Origin of the sequence: Thermosynechococcus sp. GLH187 (assembly GCF_031583395.1) — a bacterium.
GTDB lineage: Bacteria > Cyanobacteriota > Cyanobacteriia > Thermosynechococcales > Thermosynechococcaceae > Thermosynechococcus.
The window spans coordinates 2,147,807-2,163,110 of record NZ_CP134175.1; the positions used below are offsets into that span (position 1 = coordinate 2,147,807).

At 53.9% G+C, this 15,304-nt stretch carries 15 protein-coding genes and 1 tRNA gene; 6 read left to right on the plus strand and 10 right to left on the minus strand.

Annotated features, from left to right (window positions below):
• Window positions 1-50 precede the first annotated feature (50 nt).
• On the plus strand, window positions 51-779 hold the full coding sequence (pyrH, locus tag RHI63_RS10585) for a UMP kinase (protein WP_310743020.1): 729 nt from the start codon (window positions 51-53) through the stop codon (window positions 777-779).
• Window positions 766-1,314 (plus strand): ribosome recycling factor, encoded by a 549-nt coding sequence (gene frr, locus RHI63_RS10590; RefSeq protein WP_149819259.1) that lies wholly within the window; start codon window positions 766-768, stop codon window positions 1,312-1,314. Before pyrH ends, frr begins: the two co-directional genes overlap by 14 nt.
• Before the next feature lies 1 nt (window position 1,315).
• Here frr and RHI63_RS10595 read toward each other — a convergent pair whose 3' ends face one another.
• Genes RHI63_RS10595 through RHI63_RS10605 form a run of 3 tightly spaced genes read right to left on the minus strand, consistent with a single transcriptional unit; the run spans window position 1,316 to window position 3,942 of the window.
• A complete protein-coding gene (locus RHI63_RS10595; protein ID WP_206200125.1) occupies window positions 1,316-1,954 on the minus strand; it encodes a histidine phosphatase family protein in 639 nt (212 codons plus the stop codon).
• A gap of 52 nt (window positions 1,955-2,006) precedes the next feature.
• A complete protein-coding gene (locus tag RHI63_RS10600) occupies window positions 2,007-3,176 on the minus strand; it encodes a SpoIID/LytB domain-containing protein (RefSeq protein WP_302678264.1) in 1,170 nt (389 codons plus the stop codon).
• A 37-nt stretch (window positions 3,177-3,213) separates the two neighbouring features.
• A complete protein-coding gene (locus RHI63_RS10605; protein ID WP_302678265.1) occupies window positions 3,214-3,942 on the minus strand; it encodes an HpsJ family protein in 729 nt (242 codons plus the stop codon).
• Between the two features lie 214 nt (window positions 3,943-4,156).
• Here RHI63_RS10605 and glmU point away from each other — a divergent pair, with 214 nt between their 5' ends.
• Window positions 4,157-5,506, plus strand: a complete 1,350-nt coding sequence (gene glmU, locus RHI63_RS10610) for a bifunctional UDP-N-acetylglucosamine diphosphorylase/glucosamine-1-phosphate N-acetyltransferase GlmU (protein WP_310743022.1) — start codon at window positions 4,157-4,159, stop codon at window positions 5,504-5,506.
• Here the strand turns inward: glmU and RHI63_RS10615 are convergent.
• The 7 genes from RHI63_RS10615 to RHI63_RS10645 all read right to left on the minus strand — a co-directional run bounded on the left by RHI63_RS10615 (window position 5,503) and on the right by RHI63_RS10645 (window position 10,467).
• Window positions 5,503-5,835 carry a hypothetical protein gene (locus tag RHI63_RS10615; protein ID WP_250681830.1) on the minus strand — a complete coding sequence of 111 codons (333 nt, stop codon included), beginning with the start codon at window positions 5,833-5,835 and terminating at the stop codon, window positions 5,503-5,505. The genes glmU and RHI63_RS10615 overlap by 4 nt on opposite strands.
• A gap of 54 nt (window positions 5,836-5,889) precedes the next feature.
• A tRNA-Val gene (locus tag RHI63_RS10620) sits at window positions 5,890-5,961 on the minus strand.
• A 53-nt stretch (window positions 5,962-6,014) separates the two neighbouring features.
• A complete protein-coding gene (pyrF, locus tag RHI63_RS10625; protein WP_302678266.1) occupies window positions 6,015-6,719 on the minus strand; it encodes an orotidine-5'-phosphate decarboxylase in 705 nt (234 codons plus the stop codon).
• A gap of 24 nt (window positions 6,720-6,743) precedes the next feature.
• On the minus strand, window positions 6,744-7,340 hold the full coding sequence (locus tag RHI63_RS10630; protein ID WP_310438511.1) for a DUF3611 family protein: 597 nt from the start codon (window positions 7,338-7,340) through the stop codon (window positions 6,744-6,746).
• A gap of 30 nt (window positions 7,341-7,370) precedes the next feature.
• Window positions 7,371-8,207, minus strand: a complete 837-nt coding sequence (locus tag RHI63_RS10635) for a sulfurtransferase (protein WP_206200131.1) — start codon at window positions 8,205-8,207, stop codon at window positions 7,371-7,373.
• A gap of 13 nt (window positions 8,208-8,220) precedes the next feature.
• Window positions 8,221-9,372, minus strand: coding sequence for an NAD-dependent epimerase/dehydratase family protein (locus tag RHI63_RS10640; RefSeq protein WP_181494710.1), 1,152 nt, complete (start codon window positions 9,370-9,372; stop codon window positions 8,221-8,223).
• A gap of 93 nt (window positions 9,373-9,465) precedes the next feature.
• The gene (locus RHI63_RS10645; protein WP_310821571.1) at window positions 9,466-10,467 is read right to left on the minus strand and encodes a hypothetical protein; all 1,002 of its coding nucleotides are present in this window, start codon (window positions 10,465-10,467) and stop codon (window positions 9,466-9,468) included.
• Window positions 10,468-10,825: 358 nt separating this feature from the next.
• Between RHI63_RS10645 and RHI63_RS10650 the strand changes: the two genes are divergently transcribed.
• The 3 genes from RHI63_RS10650 (at window position 10,826) to RHI63_RS10660 (ending at window position 15,245) form a co-directional block, all read left to right on the plus strand.
• Window positions 10,826-11,413 (plus strand): Uma2 family endonuclease, encoded by a 588-nt coding sequence (locus RHI63_RS10650; RefSeq protein ID WP_286627127.1) that lies wholly within the window; start codon window positions 10,826-10,828, stop codon window positions 11,411-11,413.
• A gap of 91 nt (window positions 11,414-11,504) precedes the next feature.
• On the plus strand, window positions 11,505-13,187 hold the full coding sequence (locus tag RHI63_RS10655) for a DUF3685 domain-containing protein (protein ID WP_310821572.1): 1,683 nt from the start codon (window positions 11,505-11,507) through the stop codon (window positions 13,185-13,187).
• A gap of 276 nt (window positions 13,188-13,463) precedes the next feature.
• Window positions 13,464-15,245, plus strand: a complete 1,782-nt coding sequence (locus RHI63_RS10660; RefSeq protein ID WP_310821573.1) for an iron uptake porin — start codon at window positions 13,464-13,466, stop codon at window positions 15,243-15,245.
• The last annotated feature ends 59 nt before the right edge of the window (window positions 15,246-15,304 follow it).

Sequence of the window (15,304 nt, forward strand, 5' to 3'; positions counted from 1 at the left end):
TAACCTGCTATCGTTGATGGGGAGCGTATTGGAGTGTAAGAATCCTCGCAATGAGTCCTAAATATCGCCGCGTATTGCTCAAATTGAGCGGTGAAGCCCTCATGGGCAACCTGAACTACGGCATTGATCCAAAAGTGGTGCAGGCATTTGCCAGCGAAATTGCTCAGGTGGTGCAAGCGGGAGTTCAAACTGCCATTGTGGTGGGGGGTGGCAATATCTTTCGCGGTGTGAAAGGAGCGGCTGCTGGCATGGATCGGGCGACCGCAGACTACATTGGTATGATTGCCACTGTTATGAATGCCATGACCCTGCAGGACGCCCTCGAACAAATGAATGTCCCTACGCGGGTACAAACTGCCATTGCTATGCAGGAGGTGGCCGAACCCTACATTCGTCGCCGTGCCATTCGCCATCTGGAAAAGGGCCGGGTGGTCATCTTTGGAGCCGGGTCAGGAAATCCCTTTTTTACCACTGACACAACAGCCGCCCTGCGAGCTGCCGAAATTGATGCCGAAGTGATCTTCAAAGCCACTAAAGTCGATGGCGTCTATGATGCCGATCCCCACAAAAATCCGAATGCGCGTCGCTACCGCAGTCTCACCTACACCCATGCCCTCACCCATAACTTGGCGGTGATGGACAGTACAGCGATCGCCCTGTGTAAAGATAATGATATCCCCATTATTGTGTTTAGTTTAGAAACGGCCGGTAATATCTACCGTGCCTTGACTGGGGAACCCATTGGTACGATGGTTGGAGGCTCCTGTGAAATTAGCTGATGTCGAAGAGCGGATGCAAAAATCGGTTGAAGCAACCCAGCATGACTTTAATAGTATCCGCACGGGTCGCGCCAACGCGGCGTTATTAGACCGGGTGATGGTGGATTACTACGGCACGGAAACCCCCTTGCGCTCCTTGGCCAACATCTCTACCCCCGATGCAACCACGATTTTGATTCAGCCCTACGATCGCTCCACATTGGCCAGCATTGAAAAAGCCATTCAACTCTCTGACTTAGGATTGACGCCCAACAACGATGGCTCCAGCGTCCGCCTCAATATTCCGCCCTTGACCACAGAGCGACGCAAAGAACTGGTGAAAACTGCCGCCAAAATTGCCGAAGGGGGCAAAGTTGCCATTCGCAACATCCGTCGTGATGCCATTGATCACATCAAAAAAGAGGGCAAAGCCGGCGAACTCACTGAAGATGAAGTGAAAGACTTGCAAGAGAAAGTGCAAAAGCTCACCGATAAATACATCGGTAAAATTGATGCCCTGCTCGCCGAGAAAGAAAAGGACATTATGACCGTATAGGCTAGGTGCCCGGCAAGTGCCGCAGTTCGGGACTCAGGTGCGATCGCTCCGCAAGGGCAAGGAGCAATGGCCCACGGGAGGTATATTCGACAATACTGACACTGGCTACTGGGGCAGCAATGCGATCGCGAAATCGTCCCACATCAATACCCAGAAGACCACAGAGCATAATCCGAATGGTGGCCTTGTGGGAAACCAGCAGAACATTGCCGTCGGGATACTCCCGCTCAATTTCTAAGAGAACGGCATTACTGCGGTAGTAGATGTCAATCCCCCGCTCACCCCCTGTGGGCGCATTCCAGCCCGGATCCGCCAGCCAGCGCACATAATCATCGTGGAACTTGGCATTCACCTCTTCCGGGGAGAGGCCTTCCCACTGACCATAGTAAATTTCCCGCAGACCATCGCGAACCTGCATTTGAAGACCCACGCGATCGCACAAAAACTGTGCCGTGGTTCGAGTGCGCAACGTTGGACTGACAAAGACGGCTTGCCAAGGCAACTGAGCATAGTGTTCGGCAAAGGCCTCAGCCATCGCTAGACCGGCATCCGTTAAGGGTGGATCCAGTTCTCCACAGTAGGCATTGGCGCGACTAAAGCTAGTTTGCCCGTGGCGCAAGAAATAGAGTGTTAAGACCACAACCTTCACCCCATACCGCTAGGGGCAGCATAGTCGAGGGGCACAAAGCTCGTCAACGCTGAGTCGTGTCCAATACACTCAATGTAACGCCTTGGTAATAATGCCCCAAAATTTGGTCGTAGGTGTAGCCCTGTAATGCCATACCGTAAGCCCCCCATTGACTCATGCCCAAGCCATGACCGTGACCCCGGCCAGTAATTGTAAAGGCCACTGGCACACTTTGCCCCCTTTGACTGGCCACGTTGCCATACTCTGGCGTAATCGTCAGTAGGGTACTGCGCAATCCCAACACCCGCCGTAGTTCACTACCTGAAATGGTGCGGCTACCTGCTGTGCCCACCACTTGCACTGCCATGACTCGCCCTTGGGGAGTCAATTGCAAGGGGCGAAAGCCAACGATGGTACCAATACCGGGGAGGCGTTGTTGCAGTTGTGCCGCCGTGAAACGCACCGTCCACTGAAAGTTGGGGGAGATTTGGTCAAAGTCAGGGGTACCGCGCAGGTAGGGAACGGCATTTTGCCAAATGTGCTCTGAATTTTCGGTGTGACCCCCTGAGGAGGCATGGAAGACGGCTTCAATGATTTGGCCATTGTAGGTGAGCACTTGACCGCGTGTGGCGGCAACGGCAGCTAGGGTACTGGCGGTTTCTGAACTGACCCCCGGATACACCTGATGGGTGACGGTGGCACCGACATCAAAAAGACTACCGGGACGACGGCGTTCGCGATCGCGCCGAAAGAGGACAAAGGAACGGGAGGCCACCGCTTGAGCTTTGAGGGCTTCCAGCGGCCAAGAGGGATACATTTCCTTGCCCACGACACTGGGCAGATACTCCTCTAAATCCACAAGGTTGATGGCGATAATCCCCTCACTGGTACTCACCAATTGCAACCGCCCGCGATACCAGCGATCGCCCACCCGCACGAGGCCATGGTCTCGAGGTTCGAGGAAAACTTGCCGCCCCTGCACACCCCCTGCTTGTACCCCCGCCCCCGTGAGCACAGCCGTAATATTCTGCTGCGGTGCCACTGTCAGCACCCGACCCGCCTCATCCCGTAATTGTGCTGGGGTGGAGCTACTGATTGTTACTTGGCGTACCCGATCTAAAACCGCGACCCGCAATTCCACTGCTGCGGCCGTCAGTTGGAGCAGCAGGCTGATCAAGCAGCCGAGACCCAGCGACTGCGACAGAAGACGCCAACGTACAATGAGGTAAAGCATATTCTACTCCTCAGGTAGGCGGCAATGGTGACGATGCCTAGCGGTGTTCGCGCAGACCACTCCAACCAATGGTAATAAAGCCCACTGCCAATAGAAAACTACGAAGTCCTACCCTGAGACGATTCAGAAAGGCTTCCTGTTGCGCCCGATTCACCGCTTCCTGTTGTTGGTTGCGGATGCGCTCCCGTGCCTGACCCGCTTGTTTATCAAGGGCTTGGGGGTCTTTTTGTAACTGCTCGAGAATCGCCTGTTGATCGGGGGGCAGTTGATTGCTTTTCAGGAGTTGCTCCAGTTGACCGCTACTGGCCAATTGTTTAATTTGCTGCTGTTCCTGCTCAACCCGAATTTCTGCCTGTGCCGCCTCTTGATTGATTTGGTTGACCGCCTGTTCCGTAATTTGCCCCGTAATCGATAGGTAGAGGGGAATCCCCAGCAGGCAGAGCAATCCTAGCAAACTCGAGAGGACAAAGACCCAAAATCGCCAATCCTTGAGGGCAGGTTCCCCCGGCTCCGGCTGCGTCGTACTGCCAGAAACCGCTTGAATCCAAAAGCCAGTGTAGATAAAGACAAACCCAATCAAGGGGGTGGCACCGCGCTCAATGAATTGGTTAACGACCGTGAGTTGCCACTGGCTATTATTGAACTGGGGAGTAATAAAGAGAATGCTCCACTCGACCAAAAAGGTGAGGAGCAGGATGATTCCCACCAATTTTAGGAACTGAGCCGCCAAGGGGACAGGTCGCTTGGTTGATTTTGAAGCAGTCATGGACTGTGAGTGACTCGTCAACTACTGCATCAACCTTACTGGATTTTGGGGTCGTTGATGCATCTTGGACGCATTGACTCGCCTGTGGTGCTGCTATCTTTGGCTACCGCAACCTTGGTATACTCCAATTGTGCATGGCGCTGATGCGGCTGGGCTGCTTCTCCCCAGTATTGCTCGTTTGCCATCCCTTTGCGCATTGAGGCACAACAAATCCATGGTCATTGTGGCAGTCTTAGCGGCAGGACGAGGCACACGGATGAAATCCTCGCTGCCAAAAGTTCTCCATCCCCTAGGTGGGCGATCGCTGGTGGGCTGGGTTTTGCACCAAGTTCAATCTCTGCAACCGCAACGGCAGTTTGTGATCATTGGTTATGGAGGCGACACAGTGCGGGCTGCCTTAGCGGATCAACCCCACGTGGAGTTTGTCGAGCAGCGCGAACAACTGGGAACGGGTCATGCGGTACAGCAGCTTTTGCCCCACCTCAAGGACTATGAAGGCCATCTTTTGGTACTCAATGGCGATGTGCCCCTCTTGCGTGGGGAGACGCTGGCGAAGTTGCTCGCAGTCCACCAGAAACACAACAATGCGGCCACGATTTTAACGGCACAAATTCCCAACCCCCAGGGCTATGGCCGTGTGATTTGTGACAGTCAGAATATCTTGAAGCAAATTATTGAAGACCGTGACTGCACCACAGCCCAAAAGCAAAACCGCCGCATCAATGCTGGGGTGTATTGTTTCCACTGGCCCCAACTGGCTGCTGTGTTGCCCCATCTCCAATCCAACAATGATCAGCAGGAATACTACCTCACCGATGCCGTCAATGCCCTCAGTCCTGTGATGGCGGTAGACGTGGAAGACTATGAGGAAATTTTGGGCGTTAACGATCGCGTGCAGTTGGCGGCAGCCTATCAAGTGCTGCAAAATCGCATCAAAACTGCTTGGATGCAGGCGGGGGTGACCCTGATTGATCCGGCCAGCATTACCATTGAGGACACCGTGGAGCTGGCTCCCGATGTGGTGATTGAACCCCAAACTCACCTGCGCGGCCAAACCCGTATTGGCAGTGGTAGCATCATTGGCCCCGGCACTTTGATTGAAAACAGTGTGATTGGCGAACGGGTGACGGCTCGCTATGCCGTGATTAGCGACAGTGAGATTGGCCATGATACCCAAGTGGGGCCTTTTGCCCACATCCGCCAGCAAAGCCTGGTTGCCGATCACTGCCGCATTGGTAACTTTGTCGAGCTAAAAAAAGCGCAGTTGGGCAGTGACACCAAGGCCTCTCATCTGTCCTACCTAGGCGATGCCACCTTGGGCGATCGCGTCAATATCGGGGCAGGAACCATTACCGCCAACTACGACGGCGTGCGCAAGCACCCCACCCATATCGGTAGCGGCACCAAGACCGGGGCTAACAGTGTTTTAGTGGCTCCGGTAACCCTCGGCGAAAATGTTACGGTGGCGGCGGGTTCAACGGTGACAGAAGATGTACCGGCTAATGCCCTTGTCATTGCCCGCTGTCGTCAAGTGGTCAAGCCCAACTGGCACCCCAAAGCCTAGCCCGCCCCACAGCAGGGTTCAATGCCCAGCCGCCGCAGGAGCAGATCACTCACCGCATTAGCAACCGCAAACTCGCTATAGAAGCTTTGGGAAAAATCAAACTCTTGCAACTCCGTGACCAGAGCCAAGAGAATGCCGCCAAGATCATGCTCCCCTTCCAGCCGCTGACGGCGGTACACTTGGGCGGCTCGCTGGGCGATCGCCAGATTCACAGCTTCTGGCAAATACTCGGTGTTGAGCCAATCGAGAAGAGCTGCCTCCAACCATGCCGCATCCGCAGTGCAGTCACCACAAGGGGGAAGCTGAATCGGCGGAATCGGGGTACTCATGGCAGAGTCCTAAACTCGTCTGATTATGTTCATCTTATAACTTGAACTAAGCAATGGGCGATACTGGATTCGAACCAGTGACCCCTTCCGTGTGAAGGAAGTGCGCTACCACTGTGCTAATCGCCCTAGTTCAGACAATTCTTAATCATATCTTGGATTGCAGGTTTTTGTAAATTGCCTTAAACAACGCTGCGGCAAATTTCATCAAAGGTTGCGGCGGGATCCGCTGCTTGTAAAATCGGACGGCCAATTACAAGGTAAGAGGCACCAGCAGCAAAGGCGGCATTGGGCGTCAGCGATCGCGCTTGATCCCCTGTGGCAGTACCAAGGGGGCGAATCCCCGGACAAATTCTCAAGAACTCCTCTCCGCAGCGTTGTTTTACCCGTGCCGCCTCCTGAGGAGAGCAGACAATGCCCGCCAGTCCCGCTTGATGGGCTAGATCAGCCATGCGTTCAACATAGGTGGCCGGATCAAGGGGAATCTGGAGTTCTTGCTGCAGGGTGTTTGCGTCAATGCTGGTGAGCAAGGTCACCCCAATGAGTTGGGTGGCGCTTCCCCCTAGAGCCGCCTGCGCGCTTTTCAGACCCGCTAATCCCGTTGCCGCATGGATAGTCACAAAGTCCACGCCATAGGGGGCGATCGCCCGGGCTGCGGCGGCCACCGTATTGGGAATATCGTGGAGCTTCAAATCGAGAAAGATACGCTTCCCCTGATCCTTGAGGACATCGAGAATAATCGGCCCGCTGGCACAAAAGAGTTCTAGCCCCACCTTCCAAAATTGCACTTGGGGCAGCGTATGAATAGTGGCGATCGCGACCTCCAAATTGGGCACATCCAAGGCCACAATAATTTTGCTGGCAACAGCCTCTTGAGAATTAAACAAGTCTCTTGGATCTCCTCAGACGATTCACAGGGGACGGCGCACACAGCGCAACAACCACAGCGCCACAATAATACCCGTCAACTGAGCGGCAATCGTATTCACCTTCGCCTGAATCACAAAAATCTCCAACGGCTCAATCAAGACATTAGTGGCATAGACCGCCGCCCCTTGGGGAATTGACAGCACCTTGAGCAACAACATGCCCACATTCCACTCTGCGGCAGCCACCGTAAAAATCATGCCCGCAATATTTACCCAGAGACCAATATTCAAGCTGCGGATCACGTGCTCCTTGGTCGGGCGTTTTTCTGGGCGATCCAAGCGTTGTCCCAGTTGCGGATAGCGATAGCAGCAGTAAATACTCACGCCCAAAAACACTAGACCAATAATCGCCAGCACTAAGCCCAGTGTGGGACTATTCATGCCATTTTGCGGACGATTGATGTTAAATTGGCGACTAAAGATAACAATGATAATAATCAACAGCGAGACAAAGCCAAGGACGACCTGTGTCCAAAAGCCAATCCAGCCAAAGCGTTGCAGTTCACGGCCAAGACGGTGGAGAGGTTGGGTCGTACTGCGATGGGATGGTGGGGGGGCATTACTGGGAAGACGTTCCATGGTCGGGTGAGGAAGAGGGCTTAGGCTTGATCATAGCGAACGGTCATGAGGTGCCGCCAAGTAGGAACACCAATCGCTCCAACTGCCCGCATAGAGCTTGGTTTGATGCAGGCCAGCGATCGCCAGCCCCAAAATATCCACACAGGCCGTTACCCCCGATCCGCAATAGACAATAATTTGCTCAGCCTCAGCCAAAGGCTGCCAGTGGGCTTGCAGTTCCGCCACAGATTTCAGGCGCCCCTGTGCATCGGAGATGGCCTGCCACGGATAATTCACTGCTCCGGGAATATGACCCGCGATCGGATCAATGGGTTCAATTTCACCGCGATAGCGACGGGGTTCGCGGGCATCCACAATCACTGTCTGGGGGTCAGCTTGAGCAGCCATCACGCCAGTCCGATCCACCACCCACTGCGAATGAGGATGGGGCTGGAAATTGCCCGGTCGAGGCGAGGGAACCTCAGGGGTTGTCGGATACCCGGCTTCGACATAGGCGCGATAGCCACCATCAAGCACCGCTGCGCGATCGTGTCCCAGCCAACGTAAGAGCCACCAGCAGCGAGCGGCATAGGCAAACCGCGAATCATCGTAGGCCACCACCAAGGTGTCTGGGGTAATCCCCATTTGATTGAGCCGTGCTGCCAACTTCTCTGGATCGGGTAGAGGATGACGCCCCCCGTGTTGCTGCCGTGGACTGGAGAGATCCTGCTCTAGGTCGAGATAGTAGGCTCTTGGAATGTGCCCCTGAGCATACTCCCGTTGCCCGCGGGTGATGTCCATGAGGTCAAAGCGGCAATCCACAATCACCACTGTGGGATCGGCCAAATGCTCAGCCAACCAAGACGCCGTTACGGCATAGGGGATCATAGCGGCCGTGGGTTTAGGCGCGCCATTTCACTTTGGGCAGAATGTGATTAACATCCACCCGGTCTTTGTACTTGATGGCAAAGTTCAGCAGGGAGTCGAGGAGCGAATCCGACAGGTAGTGGGGTTGCAGTCCCAAATCCAGCAGTTTGGTGTTTTTGGCGTTGAAGTAGTGCTCTTCTTTTTCAACACGGGGGTTTTCGAGGTGCTGGATTTCCACCTTGAGGCCGAGGGCTTTACCCGCTTCTTGGACTTTGTGGGCAAGGTCACCGACACTAAATTGTTCTGTGAATTGGTTGAGGACGCGGAATTCACCCGGTGCGGCGGGGTTGTTAACGGCCAATTCGATACAACGCACGGTATCGCGAATATCCAAGAAACCGCGAGTTTGCCCGCCCTTGCCATAGACCGTCAGGGGATGACCAATGGCAGCTTGAATACAGAAGCGATTGAGGGCGGTGCCAAAGATACCGTCGTAGTCAAGGCGGTTGATCAGCAATTCATCCATGCCCGTTTCTTCGGTGAGCACGCCATAGACTACCCCTTGGTTCAAATCGGTGGCGCGCAAGCCCCAAATGCGGCAGGCAAAGTGAATGTTGTGGCTATCGTGAACTTTACTGAGGTGATAGAAGCTACCGGGCTGCTTGGGATAGGGCAATGTATCCTTGCGACCATTGTGCTCAATGGTGATGTAGCCCTCTTCAATATCAATGTTGGGGGTGCCGTATTCACCCATCGTGCCTAGTTTGACAAGGTGGCAGTCAGGGTTGTGGGTATGGATGGCGTACAGCAGGTTGAGGGTGCCGACAACATTATTGACTTGGGTAAAGACGGCGTGCTCCCGGTCAATCATGGAGTAGGGGGCGGAGCGTTGTTCGCCAAAGTGGACGATCGCCTCGGGCTGAAACTCCAGCATGGCACGCTCAAGGAAGTGATAGTTACAAATATCGCCAATGTAGAGGCCAATTTTCTTGCCAGTGAGATCCTGCCAGCGTTGCAGACGGTGCTGAATGGGGGCGATCGGTGTGAGGGTCTCGACACAGAGTTCGGCATCCCAGTGGCGCCGAATTAGGCTATCTAAAATCGCAACATCATGGCCACGATTTGAAAGGTAGAGGGCTGTCGCCCAGCCGCAATAACCATCACCGCCAATTACGAGGACTCTCATGCTAACCGTGCTGAAATCGATAACTACTCCGCCAGCCATTGAATGGCTTCCATACCACGTTACCAGTAATGGGGACATCGGTGATCCATTGGGTTAGAATTCGGGGGCGCGAGTTTGACTCTCAGAAAAGATATGTAATTTAATGGTTTGTCCCGCTAAGTCAATTTGCACAATATCGCCAGAAAGAAAATCCAAGGCTTCTAATAGGGCTTGTAATTGCGGTGTGCTGGCACCCGATTCTTGGTAGAGGCGATCGCTCAAATGGCTGAGGCGCTGCCACGTGGTATAAAGCCGAGCAATGGTACTTTCCAGTTGGGCGGCCTGCTGCAGGAGATCGGCAACGGTTTGCAGTTGCTCAAGGCGCTGGGCTTCGATCAGGACTTGTTCCAGATCCACAGGGTGGGTCTTGAGGGCTTGAATTTGGGGAGCGGCCTCAAGATAGCGGCTGAGTTGGCGAGCCGTCGCCGTGATTTCCTTAACCGTTTCCACACTGGGATCGCTGGCCAGTTCTTGGGAGAGTTCCTGCTGCTGTTGGGGGGGGAGCTTTTCTAATTCTTTGACTAAGGGGGCAACGTAGCGGGGGGCAAGGGTGCGATCGCTGGCCTTTTGGCGCACCACTGGCGGTAAGAGATCAGAGTGCAGAGCCGTCCATTCCGCTTGGAGTTGGCGCACTTCACGGTGGGTAATGCGATCGCCCGCTGCTGCGGCTTGGGTAATCAGGGCTTGCACCTCAGGATCCGCTGCGGCGGTCTCCAAAAAGGCGCGTTTACTAAAGCGAGAAATGGCTTCGGGGGGCAGGGGACGTTCCTTGAGCAATTCATCGGCGCGATCGGCCAACTGAATCAAATCATCGGCACGGCGTTTACTGATTTCGTGTTCCTGGAGCCACTGCTGAAAGCCAATACCCCGCTCATCCCCTTGATGGCGATAGCGATCGCGCACCGCCCGTAGAATTTGCCCCTGCCAGATCTCTGTTTGTAGATCAAAGCGCTCACACACCTGCCACGCTTGGCGCACCTGTTGAAGAAATTCCTCCTCAGAGAGGGGAGTATCCGCAGCCGGAATGGGCAAAACAAAGTCAGGCGTTGGCTCCATTGGTCAGCGAAAACCACAGCTTCAGCAGTATAGCCTATCCCAAACAATAGAGATAACCATCCCGTGCGGCAATATAGGCAATATAGACCTTGCCGTCCCAAACAACAGGTGAAATTCGCTGTCATCGGGAACCCGCGTTTGGGCTTCACGCCATTAGCGGAGGGTCAAACTGGCTACCAAGCCTGCATTTCCCCAGAGGAGTAAGCGGTTGATTTGGCGACGTTTCACTGACAGACTCTGTCCCAAGAATTGACCACGCTCAAAACCCTAGTAGAAGAACATTTCACCGTGTACCCCATATGTTAGAAAGGGGCGTTGAATTGCTTAGGATTGAACTATCGCGTTGACGGGAACTCTGATGACCACAGTATTGGAGCCAGCGGTCACGTACCTCACTCCGGAAGCTTACTTAGCTCAAGAAGTGGTGGCAACGGAGCGCCATGAGTATCGCCAAGGAGAACTTTACACTATGCCCGGAGGCAGCGTTAATCATAATGAGTTGGTTCGTTCCTTAACTGTTCTGTTGAGTTTGGCACTCAAGGGACAGCCCTACCGCGTCTTTGTCACAGATCAACGCCTCTGGATTCCGGAAACGCAGTCGTACTACTATCCTGATGTCATGGTGACGCCGAAGCCGGTGCCCCTAGTGGCGGGACGCAACGATGTGGTGATGCAGCCGATTTTCATTGCTGAGGTTTTATCGCCTTCGACAGCGGATCGCGATCGCGGGACAAAATTTTTCGACTATCGTCAGATTCCAACCCTGCAAGAATATCTCCTGATTAGCCAAGATCGCCCCTGTGTTGAACAATATTTGCGGCAGGCTGAATATCAATGGCTGCTCACGATTTGGCAAGATATTACGCAGGAACTACTACTGCCCTCGTTACAGACTTCCTTAAAACTCAGTGATCTCTATGCAGACGTTGAGTTAGGTGAGTCCTAAAAAGAATTCCTTAATTGTCATGGCAAGTTATCATGGCGCGGCTTGTCAGTCAATATCTGAATAGTCCCAACCCCAACTAAGTTTTGCGCAAATGTCGATGTCCCCTATCACTGCTGATGCCTCCCCCAACTTTGGTCTCATCATTGTCGAGGGAGAGGATGTGGTGCGTCTTGGCCTTTGGACAGGAATTCAGCAGCAGTTGGGGATTGAGCCGCTGGTCTTTCACGATGGCCATGGTCTGATCACCTATCTGGAAAACACACCCCTCGATCAAGAACGCACGCCTTGGATTGTTCTCTGTGATGCCCAACTCACAGTGAATGATGCCACTACCCCTTGGCTGTGGCAGTGGTTGAAGCAGCACTATCCTGCCCTGCGGATAATTCTCACTGTCCGACCCGCTGCCCTTGAGTTAGTTTCCCTTGCCCAACAAGCGGGTGTCGAAGGCATTTACCATCGCAATACGGCGCTGAGTGATCTCTTGGCGGCAATTCTGGCCATTGCCCAAGGGGAAATCGTTCACACCGTCACGCCCCCAAAACCCCCCTTGAGTGTGCTCTTTCCCAATCCGTGGGATCGTTGGCGGTATCAGGTTTTGCAGCAGGGATTGGGGGAAATGGATGCGTGGTTACAGCGTTTGGATCAGTACTTGGGGCGATCGCGCCTCTCTGCCCTCGAACGGCTGGTGTGTGAAGGTCGCCATCGGGAAATTCGTGCTGCCCGCTGGTTAGTCTCCCGTTTCTTGCCACAGCCAACTCAAGCCCCTCCTGCGCCAGTGGTGTCCCCCGTGCGTCCGCAGATTGAGATCATTTCCCAATTGGTGGATCGCTGCTTACAACGGATGCAGTCGGATCTCTTGAACCTAACGTCGCGGCCTTTGGAGTTAGAGGTGCTCACCCTACAACAGCGGCGGGAACTGCTCTATACCATCCTGCGGCAGTGGGATCTCCTCGTGCGCACTTTACAAGCAACACCACCCAGTATTGCATTTCTGCACCAGCGGGGTAGCTCCCTACTGCAAGACCTGTGGGAACAGAGCCTGCGGGAGTTTTTTCGTCCCTATCGTTTTGCCCTCGGCAGTGACGCCGACCTGATTGAGCAATTGCTCACAGAAAGAGAAACTGTGGCCAGCGTCTATCTGAAGCCAATCCCCTTTGTGGCGGAGATGCTGGCTCATTTACTGGTGCAACAGTCCCTCACCCTCCATCAGCAGACCTATCGCTACGGCACCGCTGCCGCCTTGGAGATCCTCGATGCCCTCCTCGATCACTGGTTGCTCACTGTCGCCAATGGCATTGTTTATCCGCTGCTGAATCGGTGTTGCTATAGTGCAGTGATTCAACAGACATTTTTTCAGCCGCAATACACCTCAACGCGGGAAATGGAACGCTTTCGCAATGCCCTCTCTTGGCATTACCGCTGGCGGCGCTGGGTCAAGGAACCCCAAGATATCTTTGAAAGTCGTTTGGTCTTACTGCGGCTCACGGAGCGAGGAATTCAGGAACTAGCGCTGACCGTCCCCCGTCAACAGGAACTGATGCAACTCGAGGGGATTCCCTACGCTCTAACCTTGGCGCTGGAGGCGCGTGATGCTTTAGCCCCCCCAGTACGGGCAGTGGTGGCTTGGGTCGGCAAGGGAGTGGTGTATCTGCTGACGCAGGTGATTGGTCGCGGTTTGGGGCTGATTGGCCGCGGCATTTTGCAGGGAATTGGTCAATCCGTTAGCAGTGGCTGGAGTCGTTCTGAAGCCCAAAAAACCTCATCCAAACCTTGAGCCGGCCTAATTCTTAAACGGCTCCTAACCTTGAGATAACCTTAAGCCAACGAACACGGTGTTAGAATCTGGCTGGTAAGTAACTATCTCTGCCCCTTGGGGGATAGTTTCTATGAGATGTGCTAAAGCCTCTGTAAGAAAGCCTGATAGCTCAGCTTGCTGGCAGATGAATAACTTTAGCGAGCATCTCAGTAGGATCAATAATTGAAGGAGAATTCTGTCTTAGGGACTCGTTCTTTAGGACAAGTTCATTGAGGAGTGAAGGAGTAAGACGTTATGTCCCGCATTTTTCCGGGGTTGGTTTTGACCTCGCCTGTTTTATTGTTGGGTGTGCTGGCAGGTGCAGCGACAGCCGCTGATACCTCTTTGACCAACTTCAGTAGCACTCAGTTTCAAACCCCTACTGCTGGTACTGAATCCCTAACCACACTGCCCACCAGCACGACACTTGTTGCCCAAAATCGCCGCAGCAACCTCTCTGTGCCCTCAGTGGCCGAACTAGAAGCGGGGCGTGTCCCTACGACATCGAGCATGGGTCAAGTGACCTCCGTTAGCCAACTCTCGGATGTGCGCCCTACAGACTGGGCCTATCAAGCCTTAGCCTCCCTTGTCGAGAAATACGGCTGTATTGCCGGTTATCCCGATGGCACCTTCCGTGGCAATCGTGCCGCTACTCGTTATGAAATGGCAGCCGCTTTGAATGCCTGCCTCGATGTAATTAGCGATCGCTTTGCCACCAAGGAAGACCTTGAAACCCTGCGCCGCCTGATGCAGGAATTTGCCAATGAACTCGCCGTCATCAAAGGCCGCGTCACCAACCTTGAAGGCCGCGTTGCCAACCTCGAAGCCACTCAATTTGCCACCCTCACTAAGCTCAACGCTACGGTTATCTTCAACGTCTCCGATATATTGACGAACGAGCGGGCACTACGTCCTGGTCTAGGTGGTGTGCAACCCCCAATTGATGACAACACTGTTGTTAACAACCGCGTTCGTCTCAACCTCGATACCAGCTTCTATGGCAAGGATCGCCTACGGTTGCGCTTGCAAGCAGCTAATATTACTAGTTATGCCGGATTGATGGGCACCAATATGGGGCGCCTTGGCTATGATGGCAATAATAATAACCAATTTGAACTGCAAAAAGCCTTCTACAGCTTTCCAGTGACCCGTCGCGGTCAAATGATCCTAGATTTTGTGGGGGGTGAGTTCAACGACAATGTCAACAATTTCAACCCCTTCCTCCAATCCAGTGATACGGGTGCCCTCTCTCGCTTTGGGCGTTACCATCCCATCTACCGTGCAGGAAGTGCTGCCAATGCTGCGGGTGTGACCTTTAAGTACGACCTCATTCAAAATAAAGAACGGGGCACCGGCGTCACCCTCAATGTGGGCTACCTTGCACCCTTTGCCAACGACCCTGATCGAGTCGCGAACAATGGCCTCAATGGCTTCTTTGATGGTGCCTATGCTGCTTTGGCTCAGGTGGATGTGCGCCCCATTAAAAACCTCGCCTTGGGGGTGACCTACACCCACTCCTATGGCCTTGATCCCTTTGGGGGAACAGGTAGCTCTGATATCCGCTCAGCGGCAAACCCTTTGGCGAATGCAGGTAGCAACGTGCCTAACCAAGCAGCGGATGCGGTGGGCTTCCAGTTTACCTATCGCCCGATCAAGCAGTTGAATGTTGCGGGCTGGGCAGGGTATGCCAATGTTTATGGTGTTCGAGGTGCTGCTCTAGCAGGTGGTCGCCGTGAGGCTGAAATTGTCAACTGGGCCATTACCTTTGCTTCCCCTGACCTCTGGCGGAAGGGAGATCTGCTGGGTCTTGTTTTTGGCCAGCCCCCTCAGCTCATTAGCATCACAAACGTCCCTCCTACTCCTGGCGATGGAAGTTACACGCGCTTCAACTCCTATCACTTAGAGGGCTTCTACCGCTTTGCCGTGAGTCGCAATATCTCGATTACCCCTGGGGTGATTGCCATCTTCAACCCCAACAGCAACTCAAACAACGACCCCATTGTTGTTGGCGCTGTGCGGACAACCTTTAGCTTCTAAATCCGCACTGACCTGTTTCCCCCTCCCTGTGAGGGGGATTTTTTTATGTGGGAACGATA